The organism is Marinovum algicola (assembly GCF_900109145.1).
Lineage (GTDB): Bacteria > Pseudomonadota > Alphaproteobacteria > Rhodobacterales > Rhodobacteraceae > Marinovum > Marinovum algicola.
The window spans coordinates 193,266-212,379 of record NZ_FNYY01000003.1; the positions used below are offsets into that span (position 1 = coordinate 193,266).

The window sequence follows — 19,114 nt, forward strand, 5'->3', positions numbered from 1 at the left end:
GTGAGAGGAAGGCATCGATCAAGGGCGGATCAAGGGGGTGGAATCGCGGCAGGTCAATATTCGTATAATCGGTATTATGTATAAACTTGACAAGTATCCATCCACCGAACACGGGGATTTGCCCAGGCCGCTCTTGCCTTTGCCGGCTGAATATTGTTCCTGTTCACAAAGGAAAAGGAAGCCGATATGCCACATTACCGATCCAGAACTTCGACCCATGGACGCAATATGGCCGGCGCGCGCGGGCTCTGGCGCGCAACGGGCATGACTGACGATGATTTCGGCAAGCCGATCGTCGCCATCGTCAACTCCTTTACCCAGTTCGTGCCCGGTCACGTGCACCTCAAAGACCTCGGCCAGATGGTCGCCCGCGAGGTCGAGACCGCCGGTGGCGTTGCCAAGGAATTCAACACCATCGCCGTCGACGACGGGATTGCCATGGGCCACGACGGCATGCTCTACAGCCTGCCGTCGCGCGAAGTGATTGCCGACAGTGTCGAGTACATGGTCAACGCCCATTGCGCCGATGCCATGGTCTGCATCTCGAACTGCGACAAGATCACCCCCGGCATGCTGATGGCCGCGATGCGGCTCAACATCCCGGCGATCTTTGTCTCTGGCGGTCCGATGGAAGCCGGCAAGATCGACATCGAAGAACTCGACATGAAGAAGATCGACCTTGTCGATGCCATGGTCGCCGCGGCCTCGGACACGATGACCGACGAACAGGTCCAGCATATCGAGGAAAACGCCTGCCCGACCTGCGGCAGCTGCTCAGGCATGTTCACCGCCAACTCGATGAACTGCCTCGCCGAAGCGCTGGGCCTGGCGCTGCCGGGCAATGGCTCGACCCTGGCCACCCATGCCGACCGAAAGAACCTGTTCCTGCAAGCCGGCCGCCAGATCGTCGAGATCACAAAGCGCCACTATCAGCTTGAAGAAAAAGGCTTTCTCCCGCGTGAGATTGCCACGTTCGAAGCGTTTGAGAACGCCATGAGCCTCGATATTGCCATGGGCGGATCGACCAATACGGTGCTGCACCTGCTGGCCATCGCCCATGAAGGCGGCGTCGATTTTACCATGCAGGACATCGACCGGCTGAGCCGCAAGGTGCCGTGCCTGTGCAAGGTGGCGCCCAATATCGAGAATGTCCACATGGAGGACGTGCACCGCGCTGGCGGGATTTTCTCAATCCTCGGAGAGCTTTACAGGGCGAACCTCCTGCATGGCGAGACCTGCACCGTGCACAGTTCGACCATGGCCGAGGCGATTGGCCATTGGGACATCAAGATCGCCAACAACCCCGAGGCCGAGCAGCTGTTCAAGGCCGCGCCCGGTGGCGTGCGCACGACCCAGGCCTTCAGCCAGTCGAACCGCTTCAAGGATCTCGACACCGACCGCCAAGGCGGTGTGATCCGATCGAAGGAACATGCCTTCAGCCAGGACGGCGGGCTTGCGGTGCTGTTCGGCAATATCGCCGAGGACGGCTGTATCGTGAAAACCGCCGGCGTCGATGCCAGCATCCTGAAATTCACCGGCAACGCCTATGTCTGCGAAAGCCAGGACCAGGCGGTCAGCGACATCCTGACCGGCAAGGTCAAGGCCGGCGATGTGGTGGTGATCCGCTATGAAGGCCCGCGCGGCGGCCCCGGCATGCAGGAAATGCTCTATCCGACGAGCTATCTGAAATCCAAGGGTCTGGGCAAGGATTGCGCCCTGCTGACCGATGGTCGCTTTTCCGGCGGCACCTCGGGGCTTTCGATCGGCCACGTCTCGCCCGAAGCGGCCGAAGGCGGCACCATCGGCCTGGTCGAACAGGGCGACAAGATCGAGATCGACATCCCGAACCGCACCATTCACCTGGCGGTCGACGATGCCGAACTGGCGGCGCGGCGCGAAACCCGCGAGGCCGAAGGCTGGAAGCCAGCCCAGCCGCGCAAGCGCAAGATCTCGACGGCGCTCAAGGCCTATGCGGCGCTGACCACCTCGGCCGCGCGCGGCGCGGTGCGCATGGTCGATTAATCACGGCGGGGCCGGCCTCCGGCCCCTGCCCGTCTATTTTTCTGGACAGAAATGCCCGATGCTGTCTAATTCATCAGACAGTTGTTATGTTGCCTGTCCGGCCCGGCCCGCTGCTTCCAGTTCCGGATGGCACTGAAGGAGCCCGCCCAATGAGCCGTAACCGCAACAGATACCTGTTGGATCTGACCAACGCGCCATCAATCGAAGCGCTGTGGGACATGCACAGCCGCAAGATGGCGGACTACGGGTTCGACCGGCTGCTCTACGGGTTCACCTATTACCGCACCGCGACCTCGCTGGGCGATCCCAACGATTTCCTTCTGCTGACCAATCACGATCCGAGCTACACCGACGCCTTCCTGGGCGGCGAACTCTACAAGAACGCACCGATGACCCGTTGGGCCATGGGGCACGAAGGTGTCTCGAGCTGGCGGCTGGTGGACGATCTCGCCCGGCAAGGCGCGCTGAGCGATGCCGAGCTGGCGGTTGTCGAGTTCAATCGCAAGATGGGCGTGACCGTCGGCTACACGATCTCCTTCAAGGCGGTGTCGCAGCGTTCGAAAGGGGCGATTGCCCTGACGGCGCGCAACGGCATCAGCCAGGACGAGGCCGATGCGATCTGGGCCGAACATGGCGACGACATCATCACGATGAACAATGTGGCCCATCTCAAGATTCTCACCCTGCCCTTCATCGGCCTTCCCAAACCGCTGACCCCGCGCCAGCGTGAGGCGCTCGAATGGGTTGGCGATGGCAAGACAACCCAGGACATCGCGCTGTTGATGGGGCTCACCGCCGCGACGGTAGAGAAACACCTTCGCCTTGCGCGTGAGGCACTTAACGTCGAGACGACGGCCCAGGCGGTGCTCAAGGCCGCGTTTCAGAACCAGATGTTCGTTCTCGATCTCTGATCCGTCGGTCTCGTTTACCGCTTTACGTTTTTTTCACGTTCCAAAGCGATTTGAATGAGACGGATTCCGCTTAGTATGGAAAACCCCACTTCATTACCCTGCGGAAATGGGGCACTCTGAAGACGTTCCGTGAGTGGTGGCAATTCAGCCAGGGAACGTCAGGACAGCGCCCCTTGTGATTTCTAGGCTCCGCTGTTCTGCCCGGGTAACCGGAGGTCGGTTTGAGGCGAATTTCGCGTCTCAAATCGGCCACTCGGGCCGCACCGTCTCATCCCCATTAGTCCGGGGTGGTCCGTAAAAAAGCGGAGCTGGCCGTCGCAGCCAGCTCCGCATTTTTTTGCAGCGATGCTGCGCGTGGCCCCGCGCGCGGCGGGGCCGAACAAGATCAGCCCTGAGCGGCCTTGGCCACTTCGGCGGCGAAATCTTCTTCCTTCTTCTCGATGCCTTCGCCCACTTCCAGACGGACATAGCCGGTGATCTCGACACCTGCGTCCTTGGCGGCTTCGGCAACGGTCTTGTCGGGATCGACGACAAAGGCCTGGCCCAGCAGGGTGACTTCGCTCATGAATTTCTTCATCCGGCCGACGATCATCTTTTCGATCACGGCATCGGGCTTGCCCGATTCCTTGGCGATGTCGATCTGCACCGAACGCTCTTTCTCGACCACGGCCGGGTCGAGATCGGCTTCGGACAGGGCCGCCGGGTTGGCCGCCGCGATGTGCATCGCGACCTGCTTGCCAAAGGCGTCGTTCTCACCCGAAAGCGCGACCAGAACACCGATCTTGCCCATGCCGGGGGCGGCGGCATTGTGCACGTAAGACACCACCGAAGCGCCTTCGAGGCGCGCCATGCGGCGCAGCGACATGTTCTCGCCGATGGTGGCGATCTTGTCGGTGATCGTGTCGGCCACGGTCTTGCCGCCCAGATCGGCAGCAGCCAGCTCATCCAGGCTCGAGGCGCCAAGCGCTGCCTTGGAGATATCGGAGACCATGCCCTGGAATTCGGCGTTCTTGCCGACAAAGTCGGTTTCCGAGTTCACTTCGATGGCAACACCAGTGCCACCGTCGACATTCACGGCCACCAGGCCTTCGGCGGCGGTACGGCCGGATTTCTTGGCCGCCTTGGCCAAACCCTTGGTGCGCAGCCAGTCGATCGCCGCTTCGATGTCACCGTCGGTCTCGGTCAGCGCCTTCTTGGCGTCCATCATGCCTGCGCCGGTCATTTCGCGCAGTTCTTTCACCTGCTTGGCAGAAATCGCCATGTTGGCTCTCCTTGAAAGATTTGGGCCGGGGGCAACCCGGAAAGTTCGGGGCCGGGAGCGGCCGGGAAAGTTAGGGGCCGGGGGCAGCCCGGGCCGCCCCCTCCTGTCTCAAAAGCGTGACGCTGGCGTGACGCTCAGCTGTCGGCTTTCTCGGTCTTGGCTTCCGGCTGGTCGAGATCGTAGGGCGCGTCCTTGGCGATCGCGTCGTCCTTGGCGGTCTCGGTCGAGGCGTCGCCGACCGCGGTCTCGGTCACGGCGTCCTCTTCCGGGGCTTCTTCCATGGCGCCGATGTCGACACCGGCGGCGCCGAGCTGGGCGGACATGCCGTCAAGCGCCGCGCGCGAGGCCAGGTCGCAGTACAGCGCGATGGCCCGGGCCGCGTCGTCGTTGCCGGGGATGATGTAGTCGACGCCATCGGGCGAGCAGTTGGTGTCGACGATCGCCACGACCGGGATGCCCAGCTTGTTGGCTTCGGCCACGGCCAGCGCTTCTTTCTTGACGTCGATGACAAACAGCAGGTCGGGCACGCCGCCCATTTCGCGGATCCCGCCGAGCGAGGCCTGAAGCTTCTGCTGGTCACGTTCCATGCCGAGGCGCTCTTTCTTGGTGAGGCCTTCGAAGCCGCCTTCCATCTGCTCGTCGATGTTCTTCAGACGGCTGATCGATTGCGAAACGGTTTTCCAGTTGGTGAGCGTGCCGCCCAGCCAGCGGTGGTTCATGTAATATTGCGCGCAGCGCTCGGCGGCGTCCGCCACCGGTTGCGCCGCCTGGCGCTTGGTGCCGACAAACAGAACCCGGCCGCCCTTGGCGACGGTTTCGCGGATCACGTTCAGAGCCTGATCCAGCATCGGGACGGTCTGGGTGAGGTCCATGATGTGGATGCCGTTGCGCGCGCCATAGATGAACTCGCCCATGCGGGGGTTCCAGCGTTGCGTCTGGTGGCCAAAGTGAACGCCAGCTTCAAGCAGCTGACGCATGGAGAACTCGGGAAGAGCCATGCTTCTTTTCCTTTCCGGTTTACGCCTCGGTGCGGGGTGAGAAGCTCTTGCTTCAACCGGTGGACGCCCGGGGATGTCTCCCCCGAAAGGCCCGCCCACACCTGCGGATTAGTGGCGCGCGTATAAACGGGTTGCCTTCCGGGCACAAGCGCTTTTTCCCGGCACGCCCCCGCGCCTGCTTCCTCTTGCCGGAAATACCCTCGGTGGAGGCCGCAGGCCGGGGGCAGCGCCCCCTGCCCCGCCGGCCCCGCGCTCAGCGATAGAGCAGCGAGACCCCGTTGGCAAAGAGATGCACCTTGGCGGGATCGGCGGTCAGCCGCACCGCCTGGCCGCGCACATCGGTGTGGATGCCCTGCAACTTGCCGATCACCGCATCGGCCGCGCCCTGCTTCTCGAAATAGAGCAGCGTGACCTCGCCCAGGGCCTCGATGATGTCCACCTTGCCCTCGAAGATCGCCGCGTCCTCGGTCTCGACGAAATCCTCCGGCCGCACACCGACATTGACCATCATGCCCATGTCGGCCTCCTGGGTCGGGTAATCCGACAGCGCCATGCCGCCATCGGCCATCTGCACCCGGGTCTGCGCCCCGGTGCCCACCACCTGCCCCGGCAGGAGGTTCATGGCCGGCGAACCGATAAACTGCGCCACGAACTCGCTGTTGGGCCGTTCATAGAGCTCGAGCGGGCTGCCGACCTGGGCAATGCCCTTGTTGGCCAGCACCACGATCCGGCTGGCCAGCGTCATCGCCTCCACCTGATCGTGGGTGACATAGATCATCGTCGAATTGGGCATCTGCTCCTTGAGCTTGGCGATCTCGATCCGGGTTGCCACCCGCAGCGCGGCGTCGAGGTTCGACAGCGGCTCGTCGAACAGATAGACCTTGGGGTCGCGCACGATCGAGCGGCCAATCGCCACCCGCTGCCGCTGGCCGCCCGACAGCGCCTTGGGCAGCCGGTCGAGATAGGCATCGAGCTGCAACAGCTTGGCGGCGCGATCCACCGCCGCGTCGATCTCGGCCTGCGGCTTCTTGGCGATCCTGAGCGCAAAGGACATGTTCTCGCGCACCGTCATATGCGGATAAAGCGCATAGGACTGGAACACCATGGCAATGCCGCGCTGGCTCGGGGGCACGTCATTGACCACCTGGCCGTCGATCTTGAGCGTGCCGCCGGTGATCTTTTCCAGCCCGGCGATCATCCGCAAGAGCGTGGACTTGCCACAGCCCGACGGCCCGACAAAGACAACCAGTTCGCCGGTCTGAATATCGAGGTCGATGTGGTTGAGCACGTTGACAGCGCCCGCATAGGTCTTTTCCACATCGGTCAACTTGAGATTGGCCATCGGTCGGTTTCCTTTCGGGCGTTAGTGGTGAAGCGCCAAGGCAGATTGCCACGGCCCCAGGTGCAGCTTGCCCTCCGCCTGCGGCGCCGCCGCGCCAAGCTCGGCGCCGATCTGCCGCCAGTCGCCCTCGGGCATGTCGATCACCGCCGGCGTGTCGCTCAGGTTGAAGGCACAGAAGACCGTCTCGTCCGCATGGCTGCGTTCGAAACTCAGCACCTCCCCCTCGGCGCGCAGCTTGCCATGGGCGCCTTTCATCAGCGCCTTGTGGCTGTGGCGGAAGGACAGCGCCTTGCGGTAATGGTGCAACAGCGCCTCCGGCGCGTCCTCCTGCGCCGCCACCGACAGCTGAAAATGCCCGCGGCCCACCGGCAGCCAGGGCGTGCCCTCGGAAAAGCCGCCGTTCCGGTTCGCCCCGTCCCAGACCATCGGGGTGCGGCAGCCGTCCCGGCCCTTGAATTCGGGCCAGAACTCGATGCCATACGGATCCTGCAAGTCCTCGAAGGCAACTTCGGCCTCGGGCAGACCCAGCTCCTCGCCCTGATACAGACAGACCGAGCCGCGCAGGCAGTGAATCAGCGTGGCATAGGCCTTGGCGGCCTGCGGCGTCAGCCCCCAGCGGCTGACATGGCGCGGAACGTCGTGATTGGAAAACGCCCAGCAGGGCCAGCCATCCGGCGCCGCCGCATCGACGGCGGTCAGCACGTCGACCACCCGCTGCGCTGTCAGATCCTTGCCCGAAAGGAAATCGAAGGCGTAACACATATGCGCCTTGTCGCCGCCCGAGGTGTATTCGCCCATGATCTCGAGCCCGCGCTGCGCATCGCCGACCTCGCCCACCGAGGTGGTGCCGGGATATTCGTTCAGAAGCGCGCGGAACCGTTGCAGGAATTCGAGGTTCTCGGGCTGGTTCTTGGAATGGATGTGAAGCTGATAATTGTAGGGGTTCACCGACGGCGCGATCGAGGCATTGCGCATTTCTTTCGGCAGCGGCGGGTTGTCGCGCAACTGCTTGTCGTGGATGTAGAAATTGATCGTATCCAGGCGGAACCCGTCGACCCCGCGGTCCAGCCAGAAGCGCACCGTTTCGAGCAGCGCATCCTGCACCGCCGGGCAGTGGAAATTCAGGTCGGGCTGCGTCGTCAGGAAATTGTGCAGGTAATATTGCTCGCGCCGCGTGTCCCATTGCCAGCCCGAGCCGCCGAAGATCGACAGCCAGTTGTTCGGCGGCGTGCCGTCATCCTTGGGATCGGCCCAGACATACCAGTCGGCCTTGGGATTGTCGCGGCTGGCGCGGCTTTCCTGAAACCAGGCATGCTGGTCGGAGGAATGCGACAGCACCTGATCGATCATCACCTTGAGACCCAGCGCATGCGCCGTCTCGATCAGCGTGTCGAAATCCGCCAGCGTGCCGAACATCGGATCGACATCGCAGTAATCGGCGACGTCATAGCCGAAATCCTTCATCGGCGAGGTAAAGAACGGCGAGATCCAGATGCCATCCACCCCCAGCGAGGCGATATGCGGCAGGCGCTGGGTGATACCGTTGAGATCGCCGATGCCGTCGCCGTTGCTGTCCTGGTACGAGCGCGGATAGATCTGGTAGATCACCCCGCCGCGCCACCAGTCCTGATCCTGTTCCCGAGAGGGTTTCATAGCGATGTCCGTATGTTGGTTCATTATTTCACCGATCCGGCCAGGAGGCCGCGTACGAGGTATTTCTGCATTGCGAAGAAGACGATCAGCGGCACCACGATCGAGACGAAGGCCGATGTCGCGAGGATTTCCCACTGCCCGCCGCGCGAGCCCATCAGATTGACGAGCCGGCCGGTCAGCACCAGCGTCTCGTCATCGGTGCCGAGGAAGACCAGCGCCACCAGCAGGTCGTTCCAGGTCCAGAGAAACTGGAAGATGGCGAAGGAGGCCAGCGCCGGAAAACTGAGCGGCAGGATGATCTTGACGAAGATCTGAAACTCCGAGGCGCCATCGACCCGCGCGTTTTCGATGATGTCGCGCGGCAGGCCGACCATGTAGTTTCTGAGCAGGTAGATCGCCAAAGGCAGGCCAAAGCCGGTATGCGCCAGCCAGACCCCGAGATAGCCCTTGCCGATGCCGATCTGGTTGTGCAGCTGCAACAGCGGGATCAGCGCAAGCTGCAAGGGCACAACCAGCAGCCCCACCACCGCCGCGATCAGCAGCGAGCGGCCGGGAAAATCCATCCAGGCCAGGGCATAGGCGGCAAAGGCGGCGACAAGGATCGGGATCACCGTCGCCGGGATCGCCACGGTCAGCGTGTTGATGAAGGAGCGGCCGATCCCTGCCCCGGCGGTGTCCGAAGTCAGCACGTTGACATAATTGCCCAGGGTAAATTCCGGCGGCGAGGAGGCGGTGGTAAAGACCCGCGGCAGGCGCTTGCCGTCCCAGCTTTCCGGCCCGGAAAGACGGAAATTGCCTGTTTCGTCCAGGCTCAGCGTCTCGCCGTCGCCGAGATCGGCGGTATGGCCCGCCTCAAAGGCCTCCGGTGCCCGCGACGAGGTGCCCCATGCGGTGACCGTGCTTTCGCTCTCGGGAAAGAGGTTGCCCTCGATCACGTAGAGATCGGCGTCCCGGAACTCGTCTCCCGACAGGCGGATGGCAGGCAATTGCCGCTCCTGGGTGGTGAGCGAGGCCCACCAGCCCGACGACGAGATCTGATCCGAGGTGCGGAACGAGCTGACGAACAGCCCCAGCGTCGGAAACACCCATGCCAGTACCAGCACCAGCACCGAGATATGCACGGCCCATGTCAGGGTCGATTTCTGTCCTGCGATATTGTCCATGACGTGGCCCCCTCAGCGCATTTCGCGGCGCGCATTGCGCACGTTCCAGACCAGGATCGGTGTCACCAGCAGCATGATCACCATCGCCGAGGCCGAGCCGACACCCCAGTCGAAGGCGCGGAACAGCTTGTCGTACATGTAATTGGCCAGCACCTGTGTCTCCCACTGGCCGTTGGTCATGGCGAGCACGATGTCAAAGACCTTGAGCACCACCAGCGTGATCGTCGTCCAGACCACCACGATGGTCGGCATGATCTGCGGCACCTTGATCTTGAAAAAGATCTGCGTCGGGCTGGCGCCATCGATGATCGCCGCCTCGATGGTTTCCTCGGGGATGCCGCGCAGCGCCGCCGACAGGATCACCATGGCAAAGCCGGTCTGGATCCAGACCAGCACGATCATCAGCAGAAAGTTGTTCCACGGGATGATCGTCAGCCATTGCTGCGGTGCGCCGCCCATCGACACCCAGAGCGCGTTGAGCACGCCGATCTGGTCGGTGCCTTCGGGGCGGGTGTCATAGATCAATTTCCAGATCACCGAGGCGCCGACAAAAGAGATCGCCATCGGCATGAAGATCAGCGACTTGGCGAAATTGCCCCAGGAGATCCGGTCGGTGAGCTGCGCCGCCAACAGGCCGAACCCGGTCGACATCGCCGGCACCACCACCAGCCAGAACATGTTGTTGCGCATCGCCTCCCAGAACTTGTCTTCCGACATCATCTGGCGGTAATTCGCGAGGCCCACGAAGGCGCCGCCCTGGTCGCGGTCGGTCAGCGACAGCCAGAGCGTGGCAAAGACCGGATAGGCGAGATAGAGGCCGAGCGCGAAGAGTGCCGGAAACAGAAACAGCCAGGGCCGGATCATGTTGGCCCGGTTGATGTTGCGCCCCGCGTTCGGGCCGCTGGGCGGAAACAGCACCTTGTCGAGCAGCATGTTCGAGAAATAGAAGTAGCCGATACACCCCCCGACACCCACAACGATGGTAATCAACCCCATGATGGCTGGATGCATCTCCGCCTCCCTCTCCCGACGTGACTTTGGTTGCGCATATTCAATGGGTGCCCGGCCGGTCCGGCCGGGCACCGGGGTCGCCTATTTCAGCGCGTTCCAGCTGTCCTGGATGGACTTGGCCACATCCTCGGCCGAGGTGCCGCCGGCGTAATCCACCATGCCGGTCCAGAACGACCCGGCGCCAACCCCCGTGGGCATCAGATCGGAGCCGTCGAAACGGAAGGTGGTGGCGTCGAGCAGGATGTCGCCCTGCTTCTTGAGCACGTCATTGGCATAAAGCCCGGTGTCGACACCCGTGTGCGGCGTCAGGAAACCGGATTGCGCCATCCACAGCTCATGCGCGATCGGGGTCTTCAGAAACTCGATGAAGGCCTGCGCGCCGGGGCTGTCCTTGGTGATGAAGGCCAGGGTGCCCGCGCCCAGAACCGGCTTGCCCAGGTCCTTTTCCTCATAGGCCGGGAAATAGAAGAAATCGGCGTCCACGCCCAACTGAATGCCTTCGGGAAAGAAGGTCGGGATGAACGAGGCCTGACGGTGCATGTAGCACTGCGGCGGCGAGGCAAAGATGCCATCGGGGCTGTCACGGAAGTCGGTCGAGGCCACGGCCCCTGCTCCGCCGGCAACCTTGGCGTCATCGCGGGCGAAATAGCCGAATTCCTCGATCGCGCCGATCACCGCCGGATCGTCGAACTTGATTTCGTTCGACACCCATTTGTCATAGGTCTCGGGCGGTTGCGTGCGCAGCATCAGGTCTTCGACCCAGTCGGTCGCCGGCCAGCCGGTGGCGCCACCCGATCCCAGTCCGATGCACCAGGGGGTTTCGCCGTCGGCCACGATCTGTTCGGTCAGCGCCTTCAGTTCTTCCATGGTCTCGGGCACTTCATAGCCCGCGTCATCGAAGTTGTCGGGCGAATACCAGACCAGCGATTTCAGGTCGATCTTGTAGGGAAAGGCATAAAGCCGGTCTTCGCCGTCAGGCCCGGTAAAGGTGCCAAGCGAGACCCAGCTTTCGCCGGCGGCGTAATTCTCTTTCAGCCAGGCCTGGGTGTCATCGCTCAGCGGCTCGACAAAGCCCTTGGACACCAGGTCCTGGATCAGGCCGGGCTGCGGCAGAACGGCGACATTGGGCGGCGAGCCGGCCTCAGTGTCGATCACGATCTGCTGTTCGTAGGATTCCGACGAGGCATAGCTGACCTCGGCGCCGGTGGCCTCTTCGAAATAATCGATGATGCTCTCGACCAGCCCCTGGTCATCGCCGCGCCAGGGCCCGAAGATGCTGATCTCTTCACCGTTGAGATCGTGCTCGGCGGCAAAGGCGTCGAGGCTCTCCCAGTTGAAATCCCCCTCGCCCTTGGCAAAGGGCAAATGGGCCTCGGCCTGCGCCAGCGATGCCGTCATGGCAAAGGCGGCAACACTCGCATAAAGCGAAAACTTCATTTCTTATTCCTCCCGGTGCGTTTGTTCGCACGTTCCATCGAACACCTTGCGGCTTACCATTGCAAGAGCCTCCTCCGGCCTTGCCAAAGCGCTTTGGTAGCGCTAACCTTGACCTAAGGGACGCTAAAAGTCAATCGGAGAATATTTAACAAAACCAGTGATTTCGCCGCGGCGCAGAAAGTCGGCCCCGTGCAAATGGAAGTTTGCCTTGGCTCGCAGTACATGTAAAACAATATCGCCCGGTGCCACCTGAAAGGCCAAAGACTGTCATGAACCTAAAGCAGCTATCCGAACAATTGGGACTCTCGCAAACAACGGTCAGCCGGGCGCTAAACGGCTACCCGGAGGTGAGCGAGAAAACCCGCGAGCGGGTGCGCCAGGCGGCGCTGGATTTCAACTACAAGCCGAACACCCGGGCGCGCTCGCTGGCCACCGGACGGGCCATGGCGATCGGTCATGTGATCCCGGTCTCGACCCAGCAGGAGATGGTCAACCCGATCTTCGGCGATTTCGTCACCGGCGCCGGCGAGGTCTATTCCGAACATGGCTATGACATGATGCTGTCGCTGGTGCCCGACAGCGACGAGGAATCCTTTTACCGCGATCTCAAGATCAAGGGGAACGTCGACGGCATCGTGGTGCATAGCCCCAGCATGGACGATACCCGCATCGCCCTGCTCAACGAATTGCAACTGCCCTACGTGGTGCATGGCCGCGCCAGCGCGATCGAGGCGCCATATTCCTGGGTCGACGTGGCCAATGTCAGGGCCTTCGAGGCGCTGACCGGCCATCTGACCGGTCTGGGCCACCGCCGCATCGCGCTGTTCAACGGGATCGAATCTCTGGATTTCGCCCATCGCCGGCGGACCGGTTTTCTGAATGCGCTGACCGAAGCCGGGCTCGAGGCCGATCCCGAGCTGATGCTGTCCTGGGACATGACCGAGAGCTACGGCTTCGACGAAGCCAGCCGCATGCTGGCCCGGTCCGAGCCGCCGACCGCCTTTGCCGTCTCGTCGCTGATCACCGCGCTTGGCGTGCGCCGCGCGGTCGAACAGGCCAGGCTGACCGTCGGCCGCGATGTTTCGGTTGCCACTTTCGACGACGACCTGTCCTACCTGCGCAACGGCACCCCGGAGGCGCCGGTGTTCTCCGGCGTGCGCAGTTCGGTGCGCGAGGCCGGTCGCCGCGTCGGTGCGATCCTGCTGTCGCAGATCTCCACCCCCGGGGCGCCGCCCGCCTCCGAGATGATCCCCTTCGAACTCGTCGTCGGCACCACCAGCGGCCCGGCCCGCATCTGACACCCCCATCCCATTTCCCCGGCGCACTGCTCGGGTGCGCCCAGAGAGACCGTTATGACCCAGACCCTCGACCTCACCCTCGTTGCCGACATCGGTGGAACGAACACCCGCGTGGCGCTTGCCTCCGGGCCCACGTTGCAGCCCGGTTCGATCCGGCGCTACCGCAATGCCGAGGCCGGGTCGCTCTCGGAGGTGTTTCAGAGCTATCTGGCCGAGACCGGCGCGCGCCCTGTCGCCGCCTGCGTCGCCGGGGCAGGCCCGGTGATGGACGGTGTGCTGCGGATGACCAACCTCTCCTGGGTGATCGACGAGGCCTGCGTGCGCGAGGCCTCCGGTGTCGGCCGGGTGGCGGTGCTCAACGATCTTCAGGCCCAGGGCCATGCGCTCAGCCATCTGGGGGGTGACGATCTGCGCCCGCTGCTGAATGAAGGCCAGGGCGCGGGCAGCACCCGGCTGGTGATCGGGCTGGGCACCGGCACGAACATTGCGATGGTCTTCGAACACGGCGGCATCACCCTGGTCCCGCCCTCAGAGGCCGGGCACATGAGCCTCGCCCTGCGCCGGCCGGACGAGCTGGGGCTGGCGGAGTTTCTGCGCAGCGAAGGCGAGTTTGCCTCGGTGGAAGAGGCGCTGTCGGGGCGCGGCTTGCAGGCGCTCTATCGCTGGCGTCGCGCCGAGGCCGGCGATCCCGGTGCCAAACCGCCGGCCGAGATCATGGCGGGCGTGGCCGATGGCAGCGATGCCCAAGCGGTTGAGGCGGCGGAATATTACGTTCGTTTCACCGGCCGTGTGGCGGGCGATCTGGCGCTGGCGCAACTGCCTTTTGGCGGCATCTATTTCATTGGCGGGGTCAGCCGCTCGCTGGCGCCCTATTTCGACAAGATGGGCTTTGGCGCCTCGTTTCGCGACAAGGGCCGGTTTTCCGAGTTCATGGACCAGTTTCCGGTCTGGCTGATCGAGAATGACGAGGCCGCGCTCCTAGGCTGCGCCTCGCATATGGCCGAGATCATGGCTCTGGCCCCGGCCTGACATTCGGCGGCAATTCTGCCCCCATGGCGCGATTTCATTTGACCGCCGGGCGGCTTCTCTTCGAGATGACGGCAGGCGATCACGGGAGAACGGCGGAATGAACATCGGGTTTGTCGGACTGGGCAATGTCGGCAGCAAATTGAGCGGCAGCCTGCTGCGCAATGGTCATGACCTGGCGGTGCATGATCTCAACGGCGCGCTGGTGGCCGGGTTCACGGCGCGCGGCGCACGTGACGGCGGCTCGCCCGAGCAGATCATGCGAAGCTGCGACACGGTGATCACCTGCCTGCCCTCGCCCGCCGCCTCGGCCGCTGTGGTGCAGCAGATGCTGCCCGAGGTCGGCCCCGGCAAGGTCTGGATGGAGATGTCGACCACCGACGAGGCCGAGGTCAAGCGGCTTGGCGCCGAGGTCATCGCGCGCGGCGGCGCGGCGGTGGATTGCCCGGTTTCGGGCGGCTGTCACCGCGCCGACACCGGCAATATCTCGATCTTCGCCGGCTGTGACCGCGCCACCTTTGACCGGGTTCTGCCGCTTCTGACGACAATGGGCCGGCGGGTGCTGCACACCGGCGATCTGGGCTCGGCCTCGGTGCTGAAGGTGGTGACAAACTACCTGGCCACCGCCAACCTGATCTCCTGCGCCGAGGCGCTGGTGACCTGCAAGGGCGCCGGCATGGACCTGGCCACCGCCTATGAGGCGATCGCCATCAGCTCGGGCACCAGCTTCGTGCATGAGACCGAAAGCCAGGTGATCCTCAACGGCTCGCGCGACATTTCCTTTACCATGGACCTGGTGAAGAAGGACATCGGGCTGTTTCAGGAGGTGGCCGACCGCGCCGGGGTGCCGCTCGAAGTCAATCCGCTGATGATGCGCATCATCGACGACGGAATCGCGCGGTTCGGTTCGCGCGAACTGTCGCCCAACATCATCCGGCGGCTGGAAGAGGCCACCGGGCTGGAAATCCGCGCGCCGGGCTTCCCGGCCGAGATGTGTGACGAAGAACCGGAAGAGCCGGGCTACGAGGTGGTGCCGCGCGGAAGGTGAGCCCTGGCCGGCGGCGGCCCGCCCCTGGAAGATCCGCGCGCCGGACCTGATCCGGCGCCTCGTTCTCGAGGTTCTCCGAGAGGTCCCGGGTCATGCCCGGGACGGATGCCACCGGAGCCCGGAACAAGGGCGCAGCCCGCCGGGACGGCGGAGGACGCAAGGAATATCCGCCCGATCCGCCGCCGCATCAAAGGAAATATTTCCTAACCCCAAGCTTTTATGCCAACGTCCTTCCTGAATCGCACAGAGGTCAGGACACAGCGCATGACAGGCAGCCCCGAGATCGAGACCAGCGCCCCCGTCGGCGACGAGATGAAGCAGACCACCTGCTACATGTGCGCCTGCCGCTGCGGGATCAACGTGCATCTCAAGACCGGCCCCGACGGCAAACAGGTGGTCCGCTACATCGAGGGCAATCGCAACCACCCGGTCAACAAGGGCGTGCTCTGCGGCAAGGGCAGCGCCGGGATCATGCAGCATTATTCTCCGGCCCGGCTGCGCGCACCGATGAAACGCGTGGGCCCGCGCGGCTCCGGCCAGTTCGAGGAGATTTCCTGGGACGAGGCGCTGGAGATCGCCACCGGCTGGCTCGGCAAGGTGCGCAAGACCGATCCCAAGAAACTCGCCTTCTTCACCGGCCGAGACCAGAGCCAGAGCCTGACCGGCTTCTGGGCGATGAAATACGGCACCCCGAATTTCGCCGCTCACGGCGGTTTCTGCTCGGTCAATATGGCCGCCGGCGGGCTGTACACCTTTGGCGGGGCGTTCTGGGAATTCGGCGATCCGGATTGGGATCTGACCAAGTATTTCATGCTCTTCGGCGTCGCCGAGGACCATGCCTCGAACCCGATCAAGATCGGCATCGGCAAGCTCAAGAAACGCGGCGCCAAGGTGGTCTCGGTCAACCCGGTGCGCACCGGCTACAACGCCGTGGCCGACGAATGGGTCGGCATCCGCCCCGGCACCGACGGGCTGTTTGTCGGCGCGCTGATCCACGAGCTGTTCCGCACCCAGCAGATCGACCTCGACTACCTGGTGCGCTACACCAACGCCCCCTGGCTGGTGATCAAAGACCCCGGCGCGGCCGATGACGGGCTGTTCGCCCGCGACGGCGACGGCAATCCCATGGTCTGGGATGAGGCGGCGGGCGCCTTCGGCAATGGCAAGGCCGCCGAAATCCGGCCGGCGCTCACCGGCACCCGCGAGTTGCCCGACGGCTGCACGGCGCGGCCGGTCTTCGAGCTGATGGCCGAGCGCTACCTTGGCGACAACTACGCCCCCGAGGCGGTGGCCGAGCGCACCGGCGTGCCCACCGAGCAGATCCGCCAGATCGCGGCGGAACTGGCGCATGTCGCCTTCAAGGAGGAGATCGTGCTCGACCGCCCCTGGACCGACTGGGCCGGGCGCAAGCATGACAAGATGATCGGCCGCCCGGTCTCGATGCACGCCATGCGCGGCATCTCGGCCCATTCCAACGGCTTCCAGACCTGCCGGATGATCCATATCTTGCAAATCCTGCTGGGTTCGATCGATACGCCCGGCGGCTTTCGCTACAAGCCGCCCTACCCCAAGCAGACCCCACCAAACCTGCTGCCCCACGGCGCCGCCGGTGACATCAAGCCCGAACTGCCGCTGGGCGGCCCGCATCTGGGCTTTCCGCATGGGCCCGAGCATCTGTTGCTGGATGGCGAGGGCCAGCCCAACCGGCTCGACAAGGGGTTTTCCTGGGATGCGCCGATCTCGGCCCATGGGCTGATGCATATGGTGATCAACAACGCAGCCACCAAGGATCCCTACGGCATCGACGTGCTCTTCATGTATATGGCCAACATGGCCTGGAACTCGTCGATGAACGTACCGGGCACGCTGGATGCGCTGACCGCCAAGGACGACAACGGCGATTACGTGATCCCCAAGATCATCTATTCCGACGCCTATTATTCTGAAACCGTGCCCTTTGCCGACCTGATCCTGCCGGACACCACCTATCTTGAGCGTTACGATTGCATCTCGCTGCTGGACCGCCCGATCTCCGAGCCGGAATTGGTGGCCGATGGCATCCGCCATCCCGTGGTCAAGCCCGATCGCGACGTGCGCGGTTTTCAGGAGGTGCTGATCGATCTTGGCGCGCGGCTGAAACTGCCGGGGTTCGTCAAGGAGGATGGCAGCCCGATGTATCCCGGCGGCTATCCCGACTACATCACCAACCACGAGCGCAAGCCCGGCATCGGCCCGCTCGCCGGCTGGCGCGGCGAGGACGGTGACAAGTCCTGCGTCGGCGCGCCCAACTCCGACCAGATCGACCGCTATATCGAGAACGGCGCATTCTTCGGCCTGCATCTCGACCCGAGCCATGCCTATTTCCGTTTCGCCAATCGCGGCTATCTCGACTGGGGCATCGAAAAGGGCATCCGCCTGTCGCCGGAGCCGACGATAATGCAGCTCTATTCCGAACCGATGCAGAAGTTCCGCCTGGCCGCCCTGGGCCATGGCGAACGCCAGCCGCCGGATCGCGCGCGCGACCGGATCAAGACGCACTTCGATCCGCTGCCCTTCTGGTACGCGCCCTTCGAGGAACAGCTGACCACAGGCTTCCCGCTGCACGCGATCACCCAGCGGCCAATGCACATGTATCATTCCTGGGGCTCGCAGAACGCCTGGCTGCGCCAGATCACCGCGCAGAACCGGCTTTACGTGCATACCTCGGTGGGGGTCGAGATCGGGGTGCAGGATGATGATTGGGTCTGGCTGACCTCGCATATCGGACGGGTGAAATGCCAGATCAGGCTGATGGAGGGGGTCAACCGGCACACGGTCTGGACCTGGAACGCCATCGGCAAGCGGCGCGGCGCCTGGGGGCTGTCGCATGACGCGCCCGAGGTGAAGGAGGGCTTCCTGCTCAACCACCTGATTTCCGAACTCTTGCCAAAGGGCGGCGGCGGCTATCGCTATTCCAACTCCGATCCGCTGACCGGCCAGGCGGCCTGGTTCGACCTGCGGGTGAAGATCGAGAAAGCCGAGAGCGCCGGAACCTCGCCGCTGTTCGAGCCGCTGGGCGAGGATGCCTGGCCGGAACGACCCGAGACGCTGGCCTTTGGCAGGCAGTGGAAGGAGCCGGCGGAATGAGCGCGCGACATCAGCCCCGGAGGGCGCGCCGCCTGGCTCCCGCCGCCCCGCAACACCCGACCCAGGGAGACATAGAATGACCACCCTCCCCGAAAAGACCGACAAGAGCCTCGGCCTGGTCATCGACCTCGACATCTGCGTCGGCTGCCATGCCTGCGTCACTTCCTGCAAGGAGTGGAACACCGGCGGCTATTCCGCGCCGCTCACCGATCAGGAGCCTTACGGCGCCGATCCGCACGGCGCCTTCCTGAACCGCGTCCACAGTTACGAGGTCGACAACGACCACTGGAAAGGCACCGTCCATTTCCCCCGCTCCTGCCTGCATTGCGAGACACCCGATTGCGTCACCGTCTGCCCCACCGGCGCCAGCTACAAGCGCGAGGAGGACGGCATCGTTCTGGTCAACCCGGATACCTGCATCGGCTGCAAGCTCTGCTCCTGGGCCTGCCCCTATGGCGCGCGGGAATACGATTACGACGAAGGCGTGATGAAGAAATGCACGCTCTGCGTAGACCGGATCTATAACGAGACCATCCCCGAGGAGGATCGGGTGCCGGCCTGCGTCAAGGCCTGCCCCACCGGCGCCCGCGCCTTTGGCGATCTTGCCGATCCCAACAGCGCGGTGTCGCAGAACGTCGCCGCGCGCGACGGCTTCAACCTGCTCGACGAGTTTGGCTACAAGCCGGTCAACAAGTACCTGCCGCCGCGCAAGGCCTCGGACCGCACGCCGCAGATCGCCGCCGAACCGCAGGCCGAAACCACCGGCTCCGCCCTCGAGAAACTCTTTGCCTGGGCCGACCGCGCCCTCAGCCGCTAAG

The 19,114-nt window shown here is 63.8% G+C and carries 14 protein-coding genes; 7 read left to right on the forward strand and 7 right to left on the reverse strand.

Annotation, left to right across the window (positions count from 1 at the left end; genetic code table 11):
- The first annotated feature begins 186 nt into the window (after positions 1 to 186).
- Complete coding sequence (gene ilvD, locus BMW90_RS06440) at positions 187 to 2,022, forward strand: dihydroxy-acid dehydratase (RefSeq protein WP_074835651.1); 1,836 nt, start codon at positions 187 to 189, stop codon at positions 2,020 to 2,022.
- Positions 2,023 to 2,171: 149 nt separating this feature from the next.
- Complete coding sequence (locus BMW90_RS06445; protein ID WP_048531760.1) at positions 2,172 to 2,933, forward strand: LuxR family transcriptional regulator; 762 nt, start codon at positions 2,172 to 2,174, stop codon at positions 2,931 to 2,933.
- 385 nt (positions 2,934 to 3,318) lie between these two features.
- On the opposite strand, the gene tsf is transcribed toward BMW90_RS06445, so the two are convergent.
- From tsf to BMW90_RS06480, 7 genes are all read right to left on the reverse strand, one after another.
- A complete protein-coding gene (gene tsf / locus BMW90_RS06450) occupies positions 3,319 to 4,194 on the reverse strand; it encodes a translation elongation factor Ts (protein WP_074835652.1) in 876 nt (291 codons plus the stop codon).
- Between the two features lie 134 nt (positions 4,195 to 4,328).
- Positions 4,329 to 5,192, reverse strand: coding sequence for a 30S ribosomal protein S2 (rpsB, locus tag BMW90_RS06455; RefSeq protein ID WP_048531764.1), 864 nt, complete (start codon positions 5,190 to 5,192; stop codon positions 4,329 to 4,331).
- A gap of 253 nt (positions 5,193 to 5,445) precedes the next feature.
- Positions 5,446 to 6,534 carry an ABC transporter ATP-binding protein gene (locus BMW90_RS06460; protein ID WP_074835654.1) on the reverse strand — a complete coding sequence of 363 codons (1,089 nt, stop codon included), beginning with the start codon at positions 6,532 to 6,534 and terminating at the stop codon, positions 5,446 to 5,448.
- 21 nt (positions 6,535 to 6,555) lie between these two features.
- On the reverse strand, positions 6,556 to 8,211 hold the full coding sequence (bglA, locus tag BMW90_RS06465; protein ID WP_074835655.1) for a beta-galactosidase BglA: 1,656 nt from the start codon (positions 8,209 to 8,211) through the stop codon (positions 6,556 to 6,558).
- A complete protein-coding gene (locus BMW90_RS06470; protein ID WP_074835657.1) occupies positions 8,211 to 9,350 on the reverse strand; it encodes a carbohydrate ABC transporter permease in 1,140 nt (379 codons plus the stop codon). The genes bglA and BMW90_RS06470 overlap by 1 nt, the downstream gene beginning before the upstream one ends.
- A 12-nt stretch (positions 9,351 to 9,362) precedes the next feature.
- Positions 9,363 to 10,361 carry a carbohydrate ABC transporter permease gene (locus tag BMW90_RS06475; protein ID WP_048531772.1) on the reverse strand — a complete coding sequence of 333 codons (999 nt, stop codon included), beginning with the start codon at positions 10,359 to 10,361 and terminating at the stop codon, positions 9,363 to 9,365.
- Positions 10,362 to 10,442: 81 nt separating this feature from the next.
- Positions 10,443 to 11,798, reverse strand: coding sequence for an ABC transporter substrate-binding protein (locus tag BMW90_RS06480; RefSeq protein WP_074835658.1), 1,356 nt, complete (start codon positions 11,796 to 11,798; stop codon positions 10,443 to 10,445).
- Positions 11,799 to 12,067: 269 nt separating this feature from the next.
- On the opposite strand from BMW90_RS06480, the gene BMW90_RS06485 reads away from it, so the two are divergent.
- From BMW90_RS06485 to BMW90_RS06505, 5 genes are all read left to right on the forward strand, one after another.
- Positions 12,068 to 13,096 carry a LacI family DNA-binding transcriptional regulator gene (locus tag BMW90_RS06485; RefSeq protein ID WP_074835660.1) on the forward strand — a complete coding sequence of 343 codons (1,029 nt, stop codon included), beginning with the start codon at positions 12,068 to 12,070 and terminating at the stop codon, positions 13,094 to 13,096.
- A 54-nt stretch (positions 13,097 to 13,150) separates the two neighbouring features.
- Positions 13,151 to 14,125 (forward strand): glucokinase, encoded by a 975-nt coding sequence (locus tag BMW90_RS06490; protein WP_074835661.1) that lies wholly within the window; start codon positions 13,151 to 13,153, stop codon positions 14,123 to 14,125.
- A 97-nt stretch (positions 14,126 to 14,222) separates the two neighbouring features.
- Positions 14,223 to 15,170, forward strand: a complete 948-nt coding sequence (locus BMW90_RS06495; RefSeq protein ID WP_074835663.1) for an NAD(P)-dependent oxidoreductase — start codon at positions 14,223 to 14,225, stop codon at positions 15,168 to 15,170.
- 264 nt (positions 15,171 to 15,434) lie between these two features.
- Positions 15,435 to 18,296 carry a molybdopterin oxidoreductase family protein gene (locus BMW90_RS06500; RefSeq protein ID WP_074835664.1) on the forward strand — a complete coding sequence of 954 codons (2,862 nt, stop codon included), beginning with the start codon at positions 15,435 to 15,437 and terminating at the stop codon, positions 18,294 to 18,296.
- 76 nt (positions 18,297 to 18,372) lie between these two features.
- Positions 18,373 to 19,113: a 4Fe-4S dicluster domain-containing protein gene (locus BMW90_RS06505; protein WP_074835666.1), complete on the forward strand. Its 741-nt coding sequence runs from the start codon at positions 18,373 to 18,375 to the stop codon at positions 19,111 to 19,113.
- The last annotated feature ends 1 nt before the right edge of the window (position 19,114 follow it).